Origin of the sequence: Paenibacillus sp. USDA918EY, from assembly GCF_009870825.1 — a bacterium.
Lineage (GTDB): Bacteria > Bacillota > Bacilli > Paenibacillales > Paenibacillaceae > Paenibacillus_AQ > Paenibacillus_AQ albilobatus.
Genome location: NZ_WTWY01000009.1, coordinates 190,416 through 205,109 on the forward strand (window position 1 = coordinate 190,416; position 14,694 = coordinate 205,109).

Annotated in this window: 14 protein-coding genes and 2 riboswitches; all 14 genes read right to left on the minus strand. The window is 58.6% G+C overall.

Translation table 11 applies throughout. The features are described 5' to 3' along the window. Nucleotides 1-113: 113 nt before the first annotated feature. Nucleotides 114-1,328 (minus strand): response regulator transcription factor, encoded by a 1,215-nt coding sequence (locus GQY55_RS19090; RefSeq protein WP_160043471.1) that lies wholly within the window; start codon nt 1,326-1,328, stop codon nt 114-116. Next, nucleotides 1,328-3,247 carry a sensor histidine kinase gene (locus tag GQY55_RS19095; RefSeq protein WP_160043472.1) on the minus strand — a complete coding sequence of 640 codons (1,920 nt, stop codon included), beginning with the start codon at nt 3,245-3,247 and terminating at the stop codon, nt 1,328-1,330. Before GQY55_RS19095 ends, GQY55_RS19090 begins: the two co-directional genes overlap by 1 nt. Continuing rightward, a complete protein-coding gene (locus GQY55_RS19100; RefSeq protein WP_160043473.1) occupies nt 3,228-4,238 on the minus strand; it encodes a substrate-binding domain-containing protein in 1,011 nt (336 codons plus the stop codon). The genes GQY55_RS19095 and GQY55_RS19100 overlap by 20 nt, the downstream gene beginning before the upstream one ends. 216 nt (nt 4,239-4,454) lie before the next feature. After that, nucleotides 4,455-4,907 (minus strand): cupin domain-containing protein, encoded by a 453-nt coding sequence (locus GQY55_RS19105; protein WP_160043474.1) that lies wholly within the window; start codon nt 4,905-4,907, stop codon nt 4,455-4,457. A gap of 76 nt (nt 4,908-4,983) precedes the next feature. After that, nucleotides 4,984-5,691 carry a thiamine phosphate synthase gene (gene thiE, locus GQY55_RS19110; RefSeq protein WP_160043475.1) on the minus strand — a complete coding sequence of 236 codons (708 nt, stop codon included), beginning with the start codon at nt 5,689-5,691 and terminating at the stop codon, nt 4,984-4,986. Next, nucleotides 5,688-6,500, minus strand: coding sequence for a bifunctional hydroxymethylpyrimidine kinase/phosphomethylpyrimidine kinase (gene thiD, locus GQY55_RS19115; RefSeq protein WP_160043476.1), 813 nt, complete (start codon nt 6,498-6,500; stop codon nt 5,688-5,690). Before thiD ends, thiE begins: the two co-directional genes overlap by 4 nt. Continuing rightward, the gene (thiM, locus tag GQY55_RS19120) at nt 6,497-7,330 is read right to left on the minus strand and encodes a hydroxyethylthiazole kinase (RefSeq protein WP_160043477.1); all 834 of its coding nucleotides are present in this window, start codon (nt 7,328-7,330) and stop codon (nt 6,497-6,499) included. The genes thiD and thiM overlap by 4 nt, the downstream gene beginning before the upstream one ends. After that, a complete protein-coding gene (gene tenA, locus GQY55_RS19125) occupies nt 7,327-8,025 on the minus strand; it encodes a thiaminase II (RefSeq protein ID WP_160043478.1) in 699 nt (232 codons plus the stop codon). The genes thiM and tenA overlap by 4 nt, the downstream gene beginning before the upstream one ends. 144 nt (nt 8,026-8,169) lie before the next feature. Continuing rightward, nucleotides 8,170-8,274: riboswitch (TPP riboswitch) on the minus strand. Between the two features lie 97 nt (nt 8,275-8,371). Then, nucleotides 8,372-9,409, minus strand: a complete 1,038-nt coding sequence (locus GQY55_RS19130) for a thiazole biosynthesis adenylyltransferase ThiF (RefSeq protein ID WP_160043479.1) — start codon at nt 9,407-9,409, stop codon at nt 8,372-8,374. Beyond that, on the minus strand, nt 9,406-10,173 hold the full coding sequence (locus tag GQY55_RS19135) for a thiazole synthase (protein WP_160043480.1): 768 nt from the start codon (nt 10,171-10,173) through the stop codon (nt 9,406-9,408). Before GQY55_RS19135 ends, GQY55_RS19130 begins: the two co-directional genes overlap by 4 nt. Before the next feature lie 4 nt (nt 10,174-10,177). Then, complete coding sequence (thiS, locus tag GQY55_RS19140; protein WP_373309275.1) at nt 10,178-10,384, minus strand: sulfur carrier protein ThiS; 207 nt, start codon at nt 10,382-10,384, stop codon at nt 10,178-10,180. After that, entirely contained in the window at nt 10,365-11,528 is a 1,164-nt protein-coding gene (gene thiO, locus GQY55_RS19145; protein ID WP_160043481.1) for a glycine oxidase ThiO, read from the minus strand. The genes thiS and thiO overlap by 20 nt, the downstream gene beginning before the upstream one ends. Beyond that, nucleotides 11,512-12,147, minus strand: a complete 636-nt coding sequence (gene tenI / locus GQY55_RS19150; RefSeq protein WP_236575708.1) for a thiazole tautomerase TenI — start codon at nt 12,145-12,147, stop codon at nt 11,512-11,514. Before tenI ends, thiO begins: the two co-directional genes overlap by 17 nt. A 109-nt stretch (nt 12,148-12,256) precedes the next feature. Beyond that, a riboswitch (TPP riboswitch) is annotated at nt 12,257-12,362 on the minus strand. A 165-nt stretch (nt 12,363-12,527) separates the two neighbouring features. After that, nucleotides 12,528-14,594, minus strand: coding sequence for a type I pullulanase (gene pulA, locus GQY55_RS19155; protein ID WP_160043483.1), 2,067 nt, complete (start codon nt 14,592-14,594; stop codon nt 12,528-12,530). Between the last annotated feature and the right edge of the window lie 100 nt (nt 14,595-14,694).

Genomic DNA, 14,694 nt, shown 5'->3' on the forward strand with positions numbered 1-14,694 from the left:
TGCCTTTGTTATTAAAAAAGGGCACCCCCTTTTACCGTTGATGAACGGTTCAATGGGATGCCCTTCGGCGTACCTATGATTGAGCAATGATTGCTTGGACACACGAACAGCGGTTACATGTCCTGGGAAGCTTCGCCTTTTCGGTAGCGGTTGGGCGAAACGCCCATCACTTTCTTGAAGGCGGTGCTGAAATAATGCTGGCTTTCGTACCCGACCTGCTCCGCGATTTCGTACATGGTCATCGGGGTCGAATTGAGAAGCTGTGCGGCCTTCCGGATCCGGGCCTGCGTCAGGAAGCCGACAAAAGAGGTTCCGAGCTCCTTTTTCAGCATTCGGCTTAAATACACCGGCGAAACCTGCAGGCTGGACGCAAACGATTCCAGCGTCAGCTCCGGTCGGCCGTACTGTTCTTGGATAAGCTGCCTTGCCCGCCGCACGAGCGGCGACAGCTGAGCTTCCTTGAACACGGCTTCCCGGCAGGCGTCATAGGCCTCCGCCACGGCTGAGGGTCCTTCCTTTACCGGCTCGAAATGAACGTGGACCGCAATTTTCAAAAAGTTTTGCACCGCCTGTTCGATTTCCGCCGCGGTTTCCACCGGCGCTTCGTCCCACAGGCAAATTCCGATCAGTCCCGTATGCTCGCGGAAAAGCAAATGGACGGCGTGCTGAACCAATTCGGACACGATGTTCTCGATGGCGAACAATAACAGCTGCCTTTCGCCTTCCTTCATCAGCGGCTGGTTCGCGGACGTTTCAGGCCAGCGGACGACGCCGATCTGCGCCGGCAGCTTGGAAGGAAGGCCCAAAAACTCAAGCTGCTCCATCGCCTCCGATTCATCGACGAATCCTTGGACCCATTCCCGGCAAAAACGCTCGCGCAAGACCGGAATGTTTTTTTCGATTTGCTCGGAGGCTTTTTTCAAATAACGATCGCGCACATGCAGCTCGTCGAGCTCGTCCTTGACGCTGTGCAGCACTTCCCTCAAGTGGTCCGCGTTAACCGGCTTCAGGATGTAATCCTTTACGCCGAGCCGGATCGCTTCCTGCGCATATGCGAATTCGTCATGGCCCGTAATGATGACGAAACGGCAGGCCGGCTGCAGCTCCTTCAGTTTTTTCATCATGGCAATGCCGTCCATGATCGGCATGTTCATGTCTACCAATACCAGATCGATCTGGATCCGCTGCGCGATTTCGAGCGCCTCTTCTCCGTCTTCGGCCTCCGCGGCGACCTCCATGCCGAGCCCCAGCCAATCGACGGCGTCGATAATTCCTTCGCGGATAATCGGTTCATCGTCGGCAATGAGTACTTGGTACAACTTCTTCATCAACTATTTCCCCCATCGTTATCGGTTGGAGACGGCACTCCGTAAAGCAACGGATGGCGGATCGTTACGTTCGTGCCGAAGCCCTCGGCGCTTTCGAGCGAAATCCCGTACTCCTCCCCGAAAGCGAGGAGGATTCGCGCCTGAACGTTCAGCATCCCGTAACTCCGGCCGGCCGGTCCTTCTTCTCCGCCGCTTGCTTCCATCGCCGCCAGCGGATCGCGCAGCTGCATGCGCAGCGCCTTAAGCTTTTCGGGCGGCATGCCCGCACCGTCATCCGATACCGTCAAGACCAGCATATCCTGTTCAACGGATGCCGCAATCCGGATATGGCCCGGACCTCTGCGGGCCTTGATCCCGTGATAGATCGCATTTTCGACGATCGGTTGGAGAAGAATCTTCAGCACGAACAACCCTTCCGCTTCTTCGGAAAGCAGCAGCTCGCAATGAAGCCTATCGCGGTATCTCGTTTTTTGGATTTGCAGATAACTGGAAATATGCGTCCATTCATCCCGGATCGGGATGATGTCGCTGCCTTTGCTAAGACCGATCCGGAACAGCCTGGACAGCGACTCCACCATGTCGGACACGTCGTCGGCCCCTTTTTTCTTCGCCATCCAATGGATCGTGTCCAGCGTATTGTACAAAAAATGCGGTTTGATGTGCGCCTGAAGGCTTCGCAGCTCGGCCTCGCGCTTTTGCCGCTCGCGCAGCTCGTTCAGCCTGATGAGCTTGCGTATTTCCAGCAGCATGCGGTTGAAGCTGCGGCCGAGCATCCCGACCTCGTCCTGCCGATGCCTCAAGTAGCGGACCGTCAAATCCCCGGACTCGGCCTTTTGCATGAAGGACATGAGCTGACGGATCGGCCTCGCGATGGACTGGGACAGCGTATAGGACGCGGTCAGGCCGAACAGGCAGACGACGAACAAAAAGCAGATGAGATAAAAACGGATTTGACGGACCTCGTATACCGCTTCATTCGTTTCGAATACGCCGATGGTCCGCCACCCGGTAAACGATGACGTGCCGTAGATGAACTGCAGCCGCCGTCCCCCGGCCTCCTTGACGAAAGCGCCGCTGTCCTCCCCGGGAATCCAGGCTGAAGGCACTTCGGGAACCAAAGGATCCTCCGGCGTATAAATCGGCTCGCCGCTTTTGTCCGTTACCATGAGATACCCGTTTTTCCCGAGCGTCACATTCCGCACCGCTCTCGCAACCGCCCGCAGCTTCAGGTCGATCAGCACGGCCCCCGTCACCTTTCGCGTATCGGGATCGACAAACGAACGGACGACCGAAACCAGCTCGTCATTCGCATAATGGACATGGGTCGTTACATTCCGTTGCTGCGGATGGCCGAGCACCGTAAACAAACCTTCGTGTTTGGCGGCTTCCAGGTACCAGCTATCCCGGGTTAGATTGTCCGGCGACCGCGCATACATTTCGTTGCTGACATAGTCCCCGCTGCCGTTCACGACCAGGATGGCCGCAATTTCCGGATAAAGCGTCGTAAAGCCCTGCAAATACTGCTTGATGGCGTACAATTCGGCGTTTTTATCGTCAAGCGCCGGCTGCTGCCGCCCGCCTTCGGCCATCCCGGCATTTCCCGCGGAAATGCTTCCGTCAAGGAATCGTTTGACCTTCGGATCGAATCCGATCAGATAGGTGATGTTTTGCAGGTTTTCCATGTCGTTGTCGAGCGTCTGGTTGACCTTGCCGATCAACTGGATCGTACCTTCCGTCACCTGCTTGTCCACGATGCGGTTTACCGTGAAATTCACCAGTATCCCGAGCGCGATCGACGGAAGGATGCCAACCATCAGAAACAGCACGCTAAGCTTATACCGAAGCGGCAAATCGCTGAACCGGCTCCACTGCATCCACTTGTCGCGCCATGTTGTCCGTTTATTTCGCATAATAATCATTCACATTCTCCCGGGTTACGACCGTAACCCCTGTATCTACCCGCGGCGGCAAGGGCGAAACGTCGTTGCCGAGCGTCGGGGCGGGCACCGTAAGACCGTGATGGAGGTGAAACAGATACTGCAGGGACCAGTAACCCATGTTCCAAGTGCCCTGGGCGATCGTCGCCGAAATCGTCCCGTCCGAAATCCGGTCCAAGGTGGCCTTATTCGTATCGAATCCGATGATTTTGACCTTGCCGGTTTTGTTCGCCGCGATGACCGCATCCGCCGCCCCGGCCCCCCCGCTCGCTTCCGTGGCGAAAATGCCCTTTAATTCCGGATGTTTCTTTATCATTTCCGCTGCCGCGTTTTTGGCGATCATCGTGTCCCCTTTTCCTTCCCTGACGTCCACGACCGACATCGCGGGATATTTGGCGGCGATGGCATCGCGGAATCCCGACATCCGGTCGTCATGGTTTTGCTGGCCGGGCTGGGTAATGATTCCTACCTGGCCTTCGCGTCCAAGGATCCGCGCCATTTCATCGGCAGCCGTCGCACCCGCTTCGTAATTGTTCGTGGCGAGAAAAGAGTACGCCTTGCTGTTTGGGGCGTCGGCATCGAACAAAACGACGGGGATCCCCGCGTCCACCGCCTTGTTGATCGTCGAGGTCAGCGCCTTGGAATCGATGGCCGACAAGGCGATGCCCGCCGGTTTTTTGGCGATGACCTGCTCCAGCACGGTGATCTGTTCCTTCGCGTCATACTGGGTGGATCCGCGGTAATCGACGGAAACGCCCAGCGCGTCTCCCCCGTCCTCGAACCCTTTAAGGATGTTTTTCCAATATTCCATCCCGGATTGAAAGGTGACCATAACGTAGTTTTCACCGATGCTGCCGTGCAGGCCGCCGTCCTGCCAACCGGTGCTGCGGCGTTGGTCTTCAAGTCTGTACATCACCACGTATCCGACAAAAGCAACGATCAGCAAAAGATAAACCATCATCAATTTCTTCATGTCAGAAGTCCCCCGTTTGCTTCCCTTTCATCTGTGGAATCGGTTACATTATAACAAGTGTACTATACTGCAAGGCGCAGGGATGTTCAACAATGGTTGGAAAAACGTTCGCTTTAAAGCGGCATTCAGGGCGGAAAAACCATGTTTGGCTTAACGCGCAAAAACCCTGCCGCAACATGCGCAGGCAGGGTTTCGTTAAACAGAGGTTGGTTAATTTTAATCAATCATCGTAAAATCGTCGAAATGAAAGCCGGGAGATACGACACAGGAAACGAGGACCGGTTCGTTGCCCAGCGGACGCGCTTCCTGCCATACGTTCGCCGGTACCAAAGCTTGGGGAACTTGTCCCTTTTCCATGTCCATGCCAAGCACGATTTCCTTCCGCTCTCCGGGATTTTCCCCGTCGCCGCCGAGGACGAGCTGCAGGGGGCTGCCGGCATGCCACAGCCACAATTCATCCGAGTATACGCGATGCCATTTCGAAAATTCGTTCGGGTGCAGAAGGAAATAGATGGATGTCGCCGCTGGGCGCGAACCCGAATATTTGGCGTCAAGCACGTCTTTCGGAATTTCGAATGAGGACTTCCAAAGCTCCTTATACCAACCGCCCTCGGGATGGGGCTGCAGGTCCAAGGTTTTTACCAAAGGGGACAACATTGCTTCAGTCATGTTCTGCCTTCTTTCCGTGTCAGAATTGCACATCATGGGGCAAATAATGAACCCCGTCTGTGAGGGAATCCGCCCTTTACTTTAACAAATGGGGCGGCGGATTGTAAACAAGCGGATTTCGTTTGCTTAAAACGCCGGTCAACGCGCGGGACAGCTCCATGGCGGCATGACAGGCATCGGGGGTGTGGGTGATCGCCGAGATGACCGCAACGCCGTCCGCTCCGGCCTGGATTACCTCGTGTACGCGATCGGCGGTAATGCCGCCGATGCCCACGATCGGCATAGCCGCATGCATCCCCCGGATATTCCGCAGCGCTGCCGTGCCTTGAACCGGGCGGGCATCCTCCTTGGAAACCGTCGGAAAAACCGGGCCGACCCCGAAATAATCGGCATGCCGTTCCGCTCCTAGCCTCGCTTCCTCGGGAGAATGGACGGACAAGCCCAAAATCCGGTTCCCGATTCGCTTCCTGACCTGCTCCGCCGGCTCGTCCTCTTGTCCGATATGCACGCCGTCCGCATCCAAAGCGAGCGCCAGGTCGACGTCGTCATTGACGATCAGCGGAACGCCGTGCTTCCGGCAGACGGCCAGAATGCGCCCGGCCAGCTCCCGCTTGGCGGCTCCTTCAAGCGCATTCCGGCCTTTTTCGCGAAATTGCACCATCGTGACGCCCCCGCGGATCGCTTCCTCCACGACCTCCGCCGCGTCTTTCCTGCAGTTGGCGCTGCCGATCACGAGATAAAGCTTCAGCCATGCTTTCAAATCGGCGGCTTCGACCGGTTTCAACGGACACGCTCCTTTCTGCGGCCGTACGCCCAATGATTGGTCGGGCCGTGGCCTCCGCCGATGCCGGGCGCATCCTCGATCGCCGCCTGGATATATTCGCGGGCGGTCAAAACAGCCGCGTGCGGAGACGCCCCTTTCGCCAACCCGGCCGCGATGGCGGCGGAAAACGTGCAGCCCGTTCCGTGCGTATGGTTTGTCGTAATTCTGGGCTTGGCGATTTCCGTAAACGACTCCCCGTCATACAGCAGATCGACCGCTTCGTTTGAAACCGGATCGTGTCCACCCTTAATGACGACCATCCGGGGGCCGAACCCGGCGATTTTCAGCGCCGCCCGGCGGCGTTTTTCCATCGAGTCGATCCGCATGCCGGCCATCGCCTCCGCTTCCGGGATGTTCGGCGTGACAACCAGCGCCAGCGGAAGCAGCCTGCGCATCAGGGCGTCGACGGCGTCGCCCTGCAGCAGCTCCGCCCCGCCTTTCGCGATCATAACCGGATCGACGACCACCCGCCGCCAACCGAAGGCTTCGATTTTGTCTGCAACGGCCTCGATGATGTCGGCGCTAAACAACATGCCCGTCTTGACCGCATCCGCGCCCAGATCCGACCCGACCGCTTCGATTTGCTCGGCGACGGCCGCGGCCGGCAGCGGGTAGACGCCCGAAACGCCAAACGTGTTTTGCACCGTCACCGCCGTGATGGCCGACATCCCGAAGGCGCCCAGCTCCTGAAACGTTTTGATGTCCGCTTGTATTCCCGCCCCGCCGCCGCTGTCGGAGCCGGCAATCGTCAATGCTTTGGGGACGCTCACTGCACGAACCCCCTTCCGGCCGAAACCCGGTGCCCGCTGAGCACCTCTTCCGGAAGCGGATATTGGTCCATCTCGGACAAGGCGTCGAGAAAGGCGGCTTGAAAGCTCCCCGGACCTCGGTTTCCGGCGGCCACGTATGCCCTCGTAGCCGCCTCCCCGTAAAAAGCAAGCGCGGCCGCGCCCGCCGTCAGCAAATCCGGCTCCACGGCGGCGAAAGCCCCGATGACCGACGTCAGCAGGCAGCCCGTTCCCGTCACCCGGGTCAGCATGGGATGTCCTCCTCGGACCACGTATCCTTTCAGGCCGTCCGTAATAACGTCCTCACGGCCTGTGATCGCAACGACGCTTCCGGTCCGGCAAGCGGCCCGGACGGCCAGGTCGACCGGAGGTTCGGCTTCGGCCTCTCCCGCATCCACGCCTTTGATGACGGCCGTTTCGCCGATCAGGTTCGCCACTTCCGCCGCATTGCCGCGGACCAAGGCGACCCGGACTTCCCGCAAAATATTCAGGGCCGCGGTCGTCCGAAACGGCGTGGCGCCTGCGCCGACGGGATCGAGGATCACCGGCACGCCGTGCAAATTCGCCGATTTGCCTGCCAGGATCGCCGCTTCGACGAGCTCCGCGCTGAGCGTGCCCAAATTCAGCACCAGCGCGTCCGCTATTTTCGCCATATCCGCGACCTCCTCACGGGCATAGGCCATGACGGGGGAAGCGCCGATGGCCAGCAAACCGTTGGCCGTAAAATTCGTGACTACCACGTTGGTTATATTGTGCACCAGCGGCCTGCGCCGCTTAACCAGCCGGGGCAGATGCTGCAGATCCTCGATCATCGTCCCGCCCCTTCCGTTTGAGCCGCCGACACCGGCCACTCTTCTAGCGTGTACGCCATATCCCAAAACATGTACTCCAGACGGCAGCTGGCCACAAAATGTTCCGTCAGCCGCTTTTTCCGGTCCGGAGACAAACGTTCAGCCCGCTCATCGAGCAGCAATCGCATTTTTTCCGTAATGCCGCCTTCGAAGCTGCCGTAAAAATGCATCCAGTCATAAAACGGATGGGAGCGGTCCGGTTTCACCTCCGCCAGCAATTTGGCGCCGATCTCCGTATACGTCCACGGGCAAGGCAGCATCGCCGCCAAAATGTCCTCAAGCGTTCCCGCGTGGGCCACGCTCAGCATGTGGCGGACGTAGTGGTTCGCCGACGGGGCTAGCGGATAACCCTGCAGCTGCTCGTACGAAACGCCGGCTACGCTGCAAAAATTGTTGTGCGGATGCGTTTCGCTGTGCAGAATGAACGAAATTTGTTCGTTAAATAGGGCCATCGCGTCACGGCTGTCGCACTTCGAAATCGCAATGCCGTATAACCGGATATAAGCGTTCAAATATTCGAAATCCTGCTTCACGTAATGAATCAGCTGTTCCTTCCGCAAAGTTCCGTCCGCAATGCCGCGTACGAACGGATGATCAAAAATCGCCCGGTAAATCGGGTCTGCTTCTCTTCTGAGCTCTTCGCTAAAACGGGTCATGCCAGCACCTCCGCATCGATTTGGATGAAATCCAAACAGGGAGAAGCCGGAAGCGGCCGATAAAACTTAAAAAAGCCGCCCCGAAATGGAGCGGCTTCCAACGCTTTCGAACGCTGACCTAAAGGAAGGTCGGCGTAAAACATGCGAAGTCCGTCTCCACTTCCCTACGCCGGTATGATCCGGATCAGGTTCAAAGGGTCCAAGCATCCTTGTCTCAGCCGCTCGCTTGCGGCTCCCCCAGTGGATTTCGTATGAAGTTCGTTTTCACCCTATACTTTATCTTCCATTTTGCGGCTTGTCAAACCGAAAATCATCGCCGCGGAAGTTCCCCACCGCCTTTTCGGGCTTACCCTAAATAGCGGTGATACAAGCTTTTTGCTTCCGTGATGTCTTTTGTCCCGTGCACGAGCACCCTCCCGTCCTGAAAAACCGTCAACCGGCACCCTTCGGCCGCAAAAGACACGAGATACGGGTTCTCCTTTACCTCTCCGCCCTGCCGGGACAATCTGCGCGCCAGCTCCTTTAAATCGCGCCGAACCGGTGCGGGCGGACGAATTTGCACCGTATCCCGGCCGCACAGCACGGCTGCCCGGGACTGATTGGCCGGCTGCAGAAACGGATAGGTGCGGTGTAGTCCGCACGACGGGCAGTTCGGCTTCTTCATGCGCTCGACCCGGATTGCGGCATAGGCCCCCGTCCATAGATCGAACGAAATGAGTTTGCCGTGCAAAGCCTCCCCATCGTCCACCAGCAGCTTCAGCGCCTCGGAGGTTTGGTAGGCCGCGACCATCTGCGCCGCCGGGCCGATGACGCCGGCCGTGTCGCAAGTTGCGCCGCCGGGCGGCATCGTTTCAAGCAAACAATGCAGGCATGGCGTGCGGCCGGGCACGACCGTGAAGGTCAAGCCGTAGCTGCCGACGCAAGCCCCGTAAATCCATGGAATGCTCCGCTTTTGCGACACGTCGTTAATCAGCAGGCGCGTCTCGAAATTGTCCGTCCCGTCAAGGATCACGTTCACGCCCTGCGCCAGCTCTTCGATTTCCGGAATGGCGGCGTCGGCTACGACGGTCCGGATGTCGATGTCCGGGTTGATGCGTTCCAGGCGGGCTTTGGCAGCCGCCGCTTTCGGCAGGCGCAGCAGGGCGTCCTCCTCGCTGTACAGCTGCTGCCGCTGCAGATTGCTCGGTTCCACGTAGTCGCGATCCACGATGGTGACGGTGCCTACGCCTGCGCGCACGAGCGTTTCGGCGCTTCCCGACCCCAGCGCTCCCGCGCCGACGATCAGGACATGCCTCTCCCCCAGCTTCCGCTGTCCGTCCGGGCCGATTTTGGGAAACAATTCTTGCCGCGAATACCGCCCGTTCTGGGTCCCGTTCCCGCTCATGTCAGGCTCATTCCTTCGAGCGGGCTGCTGGCGGCCCCGCAGCGCCTTTTCGGAATGCGGCCGGCTTCGTAGCCGAGGCGCCCCGCTTCGATGGCGAGCTTCATGGCAAGGGCCATCTTTACCGGGTCTTTGGCTCCCGAAACGGCCGAATTGAGCAGCACGCCGTCGGCGCCCAGCTCCATCGCGATGGCCGCATCCGACGGCGTGCCGATGCCGGCGTCGACGATGACGGGCACCGTCGATTGCTCGATGATGAGGCTCAAATTCAAGGGATTCACGATCCCTTGGCCGGAGCCGATCGGCGAGGCGCCGGGCATCACCGCGTGCACGCCGAGCTCCTGCAGCCGCTTCGCCAGCAGAACGTCGTCCGACGTGTACGGCAATACGATGAACCCTTCCTCCAGCAGCATTTCTGAAGCTCGCAGCGTTTCGACCGGATCGGGTAGCAGCGTCTTCATGTCGCCGATCACCTCGACCTTGATCATGTCGCATAATCCGGACGCTTTGGCGAGCTTGGCGATGCGCACCGCTTCCTCCGCCGTCCGCGCGCCTGCCGTATTGGGCAGCAGCGTAAACCGCCCGACGTCGATCATCTCCAGAAAATTCGGCTGGCTTGGCTCGTAAATGTTCATCCGCCGAACGGCAAACGTCAATATTTGCGCGCCGGACACGTTTACCGCTTCCCTCTGCACGTCAAAATTCGGGAATTTCCCTGTCCCAAGCAGCATTCTTGATTGAAATTCATACGGTCCGATGTGTAACATCGCCTTATCCTCCTCCCACAAAATGCACTAGTTCGACCCGGTCCCCGTTTCGGACATCCGTGTCCTTATGCTCGTTTTTCTCGAGTATGTTCCCGTTGATTTCCACGACGACGACCTGCCGGTCCAGGTCAAAATGCGTCAGCAGCCGCGCCACCGTCGTTACCGACTCCGGCACCTGTACGTTGTTCCCGTTAATGATCAAATCCAACATGGACGATCCTCCCCTCCGATGGCCTGACGGCGTGATGCCGGTCCGGCGCAAAAGATTCCCAGCCTGTGAATGAAGGCCGCTTTCCGCTCATCTGCTCCACGATCAGCGCCCCGGTAACGGGGCTCAGCAGCACGCCGTTGCGATAATGCCCCGCGGCGACAAACAAACCTTCGCAGCCCGCAGCGGCACCCAGATAAGGAAGGCCGTCGCGGGTTTGCGGCCGCAGCCCCGCCCATGCCTTCTCCCATTGGGCAGCCGTAATCCGCGGCACAAGAGCGGCCGCTTTGGCCATCAGCCCCATCAAACCTTCGACGGATACCGTAAGTTCCTCGTTGCGCTCGATCATGGAAGCCCCGACGATGAGTCTGCCTCCGCGCTTCGGCACCAGGTAACAGCCTTCGGTAAACACCGTGCTGCTTATCAATGGGGCCGGCGTAACGACCGAGAAGCACTCGCCCTTAACCGGGTACACGTCGGCGTTGATCCCCGCTTGCGCCAGCAGCCTGCTGCCATGAACGCCCGCCGCGATGACCGCCTGCCCGCAGCCGATCGTCCCTTCATCCGTGACCACGCCGGTCACCCGGCTCCGTTCCAGCCGCAGCGAATGAACGGTGCAATGTTCCTTTACTTCGGCTCCAAGCATAACGGCTGCCCGGACATAAGCGGCCGTCAATTCGGGCGCCGACACTTGTCCGTCCCCGGGAATCCGCATCACGCCCTCGATGCGCCCCGTCAGATTAGGTTCCAGCTCCCTGGCCTCGGAAGGCGTAAGCCAGGCGGCCGTTTCCCCGGCTTTGCGCTGAAAGGCGATCGTCCGCTGGCATTCCATCGCCTGTTCAGGGGTCAACGCCACCTTCAAAAGTCCTTGCTGCACCAGTCCGATGTCGATGCCGGTCAGCTCCCTCAGTTCCTCCGCCAGCTTGGGAAACATCGCCCGGCTCTGCCGTGCGAGGTCGAACAGCGCGCCTGACCGGTGCATCTCCGACTGGGCGCCGAGCATGCCGGCCGCGGCGCTCGACGCGCCGGAGCCGATCTTCCCCCGCTCCAGCATGAGGACGCGCCTGCCCTGCTTTGCCAGGTGGTACGCGATCGAACCGCCGATCACGCCGCCGCCGATTACGACCACTTCAGCTTGATGGACCATGGTTGTTTTCCCTCCCTCTATGTAAGCATTGATGATAAGCAGCCGCCTCCCTGATCGGGTCCGCCGCTTCCAAAATCCCGCTCATGACGGCGACACCCGACGCGCCGGCTTTCAGCGTCTCGGCCACGTTCGCCGGCTTCACCCCGCCGATGGCGATGACGGGAATGCGGGTGCGGCTTGCGAGCAGTTTCAGTTCCCTAAGCCCGCGGGCCGGGGAATCGGGTTTCGAAGCCGTCGGGTAGACATGCCCGAAAAACACGTAATCGGCCCCTTTCTTCTCGGCCTCCACCGCTTCTTTCAGCGAGTGAACCGATCGGCCGATCCGCAGCTGCGGAAACCACTCCTTCACATCGGTGACATCCAAGCTGTGATAAGCGAGCTGCACGCCCTGAACGCCGGCAGCCGCAGCGACGTCGGCCCGGTCGTTCACCACGATCCGGTCCGCAGGAACGCCTGCGGCCAGCAGCATTCCGATTCCGTTAAGCAGCTCGCGCGCCGTTTTCGCATGTTCCCTTAAATGAATTGCATCCACGTAAGGATGGATGAGGCCGGCAATCCTCGCCAGCTCATCAAGCGGCTGCCTTCCCGTCGAAACGACATGCAGTTCCCTTCCCGCCAATGGCCCCACTCCCGTTAAAAAAATGAAGGCCGCTTTCCCGAAAGAAAGCGGCCTTTGTCTGCACGTTGACAACCTTGCGCGCCAAAAAAAGCACAAGCGCAAGCATGAAACGTCGATTTTACCACTTCCCTCCGCTGGCATCGCTCCAGATCAGGTTCAAAGGGTCCGGAATTCGCGCTTCCGTCTCAGCCGTACAGGCACCCCTAGTGATTTGCTATGAAATTGAAATTGACTATAACATGAAATCCAACATGTGGCAATCCCTTCCATTCGGCATGCAGCAATTTTTTCATCCGGACACGTCCCCGCATGCATCCAAGAGCAGTCAGCCTGAAGCCGCCCCAGCCAGCGAAGATCGAACCAAATACGCCGCAAGGAGGTCAGCGCGTAAGCAAAAATCGATTGGCTCTGCTGATGCCGCCCACATCCTCGAACAACACCATCATGGACAGGGCCGGAACGGTCACCTGTTCATCCGCGATCCAATCAAGCGCCTTATTTCCCGCACGCTCCTCGTTCACCGCAACCTTCCAGCCGGTATTGGAAAAAGGAATGTCCAGCTTGATCTCATGTCCGTTCGCGTTATAGACGACGATGATGTTTTTCCAAGCGTCGCCGCCCGCAAAGTCCTTCAGCATAAAAGCGACGATGTTGTCCCCGCAGCGAAGCGTCGCCAAATGATTGTCGATCTCCTCCCGGGAGGTTAAACAAAAAGCGGGGTGGCTTCTCCGAAGCTCGATCAAACCGCGGTAATAGTCAAAAACGGGCTTAAACCTCCGCTTGTTTGCCCACCGTATGGCATTGACGGCATCGCCGCTGCGGTAGCTGTTATGGTCGCCGTATTTGGTACGGAGCAGCTCGTCGCCGGCTTGAATGAGCGGAATCCCTTGGGAGGTAAGCACGATGCCGTTGGCCAGGAGGGCGCGTTTTACCGTTTCGCTTTTCATGATGCGTTCACTGTCGACGCTCCGGTACGGCTCGGACTTTTCCACGGCCTCCCTCAGGCTCCCTCCGTGAACCAGCTCCCCGTTTCGAATCTCCCGAAACCCGGCCTCGTCCCGAAGCCCCTGCGTCGTCAACACTTTATCCCATAAATTCAAATTGTCGTGAACGGTCACATAATTGATCGATTCGAGCGGAGATTCCGCAAAATCGTGAATCGATCCCTTGACGCCTTCAAGGATCGCCGCTTCCGTCCCCGTTCCGCCCGTGGCAAACCCTTTCCCTCCGCCATCGCTGTCCCCTTTGATCGCGCCGCGGAAATGGTCGTTGAATACGGCAAAACCGAGATTCCTTTGGCTGCCTTTCAGCGTTTGCCGCGCGAGCGGCGTCTCCCCGCCCGTCCAAGGCTCCCCGTAGACGACGATGGCCGGGTCCACCTCGCGGCGCAGCTCTTCGGCCATCCGCTTGACGGTATCCGTATCGATCAATCCCATCAGATCCAACCGGAACCCGTCGATGTGATATTCTTCCGCCCAATATCGAACCGAATCGAGGATGAATTTCCGGACCATCGGGCGTTCCGTCGCCAGCTCATTGCCGACGCCGGAACCGTTTGCCAGCCTTCCCCGGGCATCCCTCCGGTAAAAATACCCGGGCACGACTGCCTCGAACGGTCCGTCCTCGACGCTGTACGTATGGTTGTACACGACGTCCATCACGACGCGGATTCCTTTGCCATGCAGCGCCATGACCATTTCCTTGAATTCGCGGATCCGAAGCCCGGGAACGTTCGGGTCGGTCGCGTAGGAGCCTTCGGGCACGTTAAAATGCTGCGGATCGTACCCCCAGTTGTATTTCGGCTCGGGAGCGTCAGGATCGTCGACCTTCAGTTCGTTTACCGTTTTGAAATCGAATACCGGCAGCAGGTGGACATGCGTCACCCCAAGCTCCTCCAGATGGTCGATGCCGATAGCGTTTCCTTCTTCGTCGCGAAGCCCCGTTTCCGTAAACGCTTTAAATTTCCCCTTGTATTTAAAAGCAGCGTTAGGGTCTGCCGAAAAATCGCGCACGTGCAGCTCATACAAAACCGCATCCTCAAGCCCTCCGATAGGCGGCCGCCGGTCCGCTTCCCAGCCTTCCGGGTTCCAAGCCTCCATATCGACGATCGCCGATCTGGCACCGTTGGCGCTGACGGCCTTGGCATACGGGTCCGCCGCGTAACGGACGGTTCCATCCGGATGCTCGACCTTGTACATATAGTACCGGCCCGCGAGATCGCCGTAAAAACGCAAAAACCATACGCCGTCCCTCCATTTTTTCATGCCGATCTCCAGGCCGCCCGCATGATCCGTCACCTCTCCGTTTGCTTCGTAGCGGCCCGCATTTTCATAAAGCGCCAAAGTGACTTTCACCGCCTCGGGAGCCCACACCTTAAAAATGCTCTCCGTTTTGGCATACGTGCAGCCCAAATCCCGTCCGCCGTAATATTCCGTAATTTCCCTCATCATTACACCACCACAACACGACATTTGATGTTCGAAAAAAACGCCTCAACACATCCTATGTGCCTTTGTTGCCAATTGCAAAAGAATGTATGCATGTGCG

Excerpts from the sequence above, each read along its gene's own strand:
- GQY55_RS19090 (WP_160043471.1), bottom strand. The coding sequence starts at position 1,328 with ATGAAGAAGTTGTACCAAGTACTCATTGCCGACGATGAACCGATTATC.
- GQY55_RS19095 (WP_160043472.1), bottom strand. The coding sequence starts at position 3,247 with ATGATTATTATGCGAAATAAACGGACAACATGGCGCGACAAGTGGATG.
- GQY55_RS19100 (WP_160043473.1), bottom strand. The coding sequence starts at position 4,238 with ATGAAGAAATTGATGATGGTTTATCTTTTGCTGATCGTTGCTTTTGTC.
- GQY55_RS19105 (WP_160043474.1), bottom strand. The coding sequence starts at position 4,907 with ATGACTGAAGCAATGTTGTCCCCTTTGGTAAAAACCTTGGACCTGCAG.
- thiM (WP_160043477.1), bottom strand. The coding sequence starts at position 7,330 with ATGATCGAGGATCTGCAGCATCTGCCCCGGCTGGTTAAGCGGCGCAGG.
- tenA (WP_160043478.1), bottom strand. The coding sequence starts at position 8,025 with ATGACCCGTTTTAGCGAAGAGCTCAGAAGAGAAGCAGACCCGATTTAC.
- GQY55_RS19130 (WP_160043479.1), bottom strand. The coding sequence starts at position 9,409 with ATGAGCGGGAACGGGACCCAGAACGGGCGGTATTCGCGGCAAGAATTG.
- GQY55_RS19135 (WP_160043480.1), bottom strand. The coding sequence starts at position 10,173 with ATGTTACACATCGGACCGTATGAATTTCAATCAAGAATGCTGCTTGGG.
- thiS (WP_373309275.1), bottom strand. The coding sequence starts at position 10,384 with ATGTTGGATTTGATCATTAACGGGAACAACGTACAGGTGCCGGAGTCG.
- thiO (WP_160043481.1), bottom strand. The coding sequence starts at position 11,528 with ATGGTCCATCAAGCTGAAGTGGTCGTAATCGGCGGCGGCGTGATCGGC.
- pulA (WP_160043483.1), bottom strand. The coding sequence starts at position 14,594 with ATGAGGGAAATTACGGAATATTACGGCGGACGGGATTTGGGCTGCACG.